The sequence below is a fragment of the Flavobacterium cyanobacteriorum genome, from assembly GCF_002251835.1.
Taxonomy (GTDB): Bacteria; Bacteroidota; Bacteroidia; order Flavobacteriales; family Flavobacteriaceae; genus Flavobacterium; species Flavobacterium cyanobacteriorum.
Window position 1 is genome coordinate 1 of the sequence record NZ_NOXV01000099.1, and the last position, 3358, is coordinate 3358.

Genomic DNA, 3358 nt, shown 5'->3' on the forward strand with positions numbered 1-3358 from the left:
AATGGTTAAGTTTGATAGTGTTAAATTTTATTTAGGACAGGATTGGTATGGCTTCTAAATCATTAAGTTTATAAGTGCTTTTATATTGAAAGCCATAGACACCAGAATATAATTCACATTCAATTATTTTTTTCCTGTTATCATATACAGGATCATCCCAAATATCTGTTTCTTCAGCCGAATCCCAAAGTTTTACAAGTTTTTGTGTTTTTTGATCATTAAGAAATATAATGGTCCAAACGTTCCCGTTCATATTGCTGTTTACCCAACAGATAAGGTCTTCATCGCCATCTTTATCAAAATCCTTAATTTTAAATTCCGAAAAAATAACATCTTTATCTATACGCCGTAATGCCCAACCCGTTATTGGGATATTTTCCTGTACAACCCATTTCTCCTTCTCATTAATCAAAAGCTTTGCTGTAGTATCATTTTCAATTTTAATAGCATAAAGTAGCTGCGTTTTGCCTCTCAGTGTAAATTCTGAAGTCAGATTCTCTTTCTCCCAATCTATTCCATCTACTGAAAGTGTGTCTGACGGATATTTTAAATTAAACAGCACAAATTCTTCCTCTTCTTCTGTTTGTGAAAATGAAGACAATGGAAGGAGCAGCAACAGCCAAAGCCAAAGCAGTTTCATAATTTATAGTTAGTACACCAAATGTATACAATTGTTGCCAACAAAAAACCTCCCGAAGGAGGTTAATATCTTTTAATTTACAATAACTTTTTTGGTAACTGAACCCTGGGGAGACTCTACCCTTATCATGTAGAAACCCTGAGGCAGGTTTTGCAATACATATATGTTGTTGCTAAACACGGGTTTGCTTACTTTCTGTACCAGTTGCCCATTAATGCTTATAAGTTCAATAGCCTCAATCTCTGCTTCGGTTTGTATGGTTATTTCATTATTAACGGCAGGGTTAGGATATACCATAGTTTGTTCTACCAGCAGTTCAGGAGTTGAAAGCGCCGGCCAGCGATTTTGCGCGGCAGGCCCTCCCCAAATAAGCGTGGCAAGGTAAGGATTATCTATGAACGGGTTTCGGTTGCCCTGTGCAAAAGAATTTGCTAAATTACCCAAATAGGTGTTACGGTTATCTTCGTATTGCGACACCGGGTCATCAGCATTCCATTGCAGTAGGATAGCCGGCATGTTCGGGTCGCTGGCTACCACGCTGCCCACAGCCACATTTTTAGGCAGGCACTGGTTGCCATAGCGCAGGTACATATACATCATCATACGGGCAATATCGCCCTTCCATTCATCACCGGGGTACCAGGCACTGCCCACAGGGCCTGAATTACCTGAACCGTCAGTAAATTTATCATTGTCCCTGTTTGCATTCCGCTTTTTATCGCATGCCCTCAGGTGGTGCACATCGGCGCCCGGGCCGCTTGTACCCAGATCGGGTATACCCAGTGCGCGTGGATATGTATGTTCCCTGTTCCAGAGGCATGGGTTGTTACTCCCGTCGTCGTCAAAATTCTTGTTCCTCCTCCTGTGTTCTGCATCATCAGCAGTAGAGGCCGGACAAAGGCTACTGCTAAATCCATAGATAAGAAGCAGGTTGGTATTGGTGCCGTCAGCAGGGTCACGGTCCACAATCATTATAGCATTTTCGGCCTGCTGGTAGGTGAGCTGGTTTACATGTGTATCTGTTATTTTTGCGGCCAGCGCATTTCTAAGCGCCGTGCCGGCCTGGTTAAAGTTAAAGCCATTGTAATATGGCGCAGCAGGCGCGCCATCCTGTGCATAGGCAAAGGCAGATAATAATGCTATAGCGAGGGTAAATGTTTTTTTCATACGCATTGTTTATGTACTGATATATGAGAATTATCAGCAGGGTTTATTAATTTTTCCTTTCAAGCAAAGCCATATAGAAACCGTCAAATCCGGATTCTGATGCCAGTATTTTATTTTCTTTTGCAAAGGTAAATCCTTTTCCTGTTTCTGTGCTTAAGAAACGCTTAATTTGTTCCTGATTTTCGGAGGGTAGTATGGAACATGTGGCGTATACGAGCTTGCCGCCGGGTTTAACTATTTTAGAGTAGCTTTCTAAAATTTCAGCCTGTGTCTTTCGGATATTCTCCACAAATTCCGGCTGCAGTTTCCACTTGCTGTCGGGGTTGCGCCTTAAAACGCCGAGGCCGCTACATGGAGCGTCAATAAGCACCCGGTCGGCTTTTTCGTGAAGTTTTTTGATGACTTTGGTACTGTCAATCACCCTGTATTCTATGTTGAAAGCACCATCGCGGCGGGCGCGCAGTTTGAGCTCTTTCAGCTTGCTTTCATAGATATCCATCGCAATGAGCTGGCCCTTGTTCTGCATCAGCGAGGCTAAGTGCAGTGTTTTGCCTCCGGCACCCGCACAGGTGTCTACCACGCGCATGCCCGGCTCCACCTCGAGAAAACGGGCCACCAGCTGAGACGAGGCATCCTGTACTTCAAATAAGCCTTCCTTAAAAGCAGGGGTAAGGAACACATTAGCCCTTTCTTTCAGTATTAGCGCATCAGGGTATTCTTTTGGCGCTTCAGTATCAATGTCCAGGTCAGCCAGTATGGCGCGTAATTTTTCGCGGGTGGTTTTTAGGGTATTCACGCGCAATATCACTTTTGCCTGCTCGTTTTGTGCCGCAATTTCCTGTTCCCATTTTTTTTCGCCCAGCTCCCTGGCGCCCAGTTCGTCCATCCAGTCAGGTATCGATTCACGGAATTTACGTATTTTGCCCAGTTCATCAAAACGGCCTTTTATGCGGCGTACCGGCGTATTTTCAAAATATTTCCAGTCTGGCAGCGTAATCCCCCTGAGTACGGCCCACACGGCAAAAATACGCCACAGGTTGTCACGGTCATAGGGCTCGCGCACCTCGGCAATTTCGGCATACAGGCGTTTCCAGCGCACAATTTCATATAGGGTCTCGGCTACAAACTTGCGGTCGGCGCTACCCCAGCGTTTATCTTTCTTGAGGGCGCGTGCCACTACCTTGTCGGCATATTCGCCGTCATTAAAAATAAACCCAAGGGAGTCTATAACGGTAAAAACTAAGTTCCTGTGTAATCTCATTGCAAAAAAATCAGCGGGCAAAGGTACAGAAATTAATATTGATTGTACAGTAATTGCGGAAGCTTTACTACAATTATGGGAATGTAAAGGACATTTTTAGATTATTTTCTCCTTTCCTGCTACTTAAAAATAGTAAATGCCTTTGTATAGTATCTGTAAATGCAGGATACCTCACAGGATAGAAAGCAGCCAGAGCGTAAATGTGTGCCGGGTGGTACTGCCGTTTTGAACCAGCCCCGATGTAAGCGGCATCCTCCCCGCCGCCGCGCTTATGGCGGCGGGGAGATACA

General features: G+C 44.4%; 3 protein-coding genes. All 3 read right to left on the reverse strand.

Features of this window, described 5'->3' with window-relative positions; all coding sequences use genetic code 11:
• Positions 1-31 precede the first annotated feature (31 nt).
• A complete protein-coding gene (locus CHU92_RS01110; RefSeq protein ID WP_094411751.1) occupies positions 32-640 on the reverse strand; it encodes a hypothetical protein in 609 nt (202 codons plus the stop codon).
• A gap of 72 nt (positions 641-712) precedes the next feature.
• Positions 713-1807, reverse strand: coding sequence for an endonuclease (locus CHU92_RS01115; RefSeq protein ID WP_243389533.1), 1095 nt, complete (start codon positions 1805-1807; stop codon positions 713-715).
• A gap of 46 nt (positions 1808-1853) precedes the next feature.
• The gene (locus tag CHU92_RS01120) at positions 1854-3068 is read right to left on the reverse strand and encodes an RsmB/NOP family class I SAM-dependent RNA methyltransferase (protein ID WP_094411755.1); all 1215 of its coding nucleotides are present in this window, start codon (positions 3066-3068) and stop codon (positions 1854-1856) included.
• Positions 3069-3358 lie beyond the last annotated feature (290 nt).

Coding starts and splice junctions, on each gene's coding strand:
- CHU92_RS01110 (WP_094411751.1), bottom strand. CDS start 640: ATGAAACTGCTTTGGCTTTGGCTGTTGCTGCTCCTTCCATTGTCTTCA.
- CHU92_RS01115 (WP_243389533.1), bottom strand. CDS start 1,807: ATGAAAAAAACATTTACCCTCGCTATAGCATTATTATCTGCCTTTGCC.
- CHU92_RS01120 (WP_094411755.1), bottom strand. CDS start 3,068: ATGAGATTACACAGGAACTTAGTTTTTACCGTTATAGACTCCCTTGGG.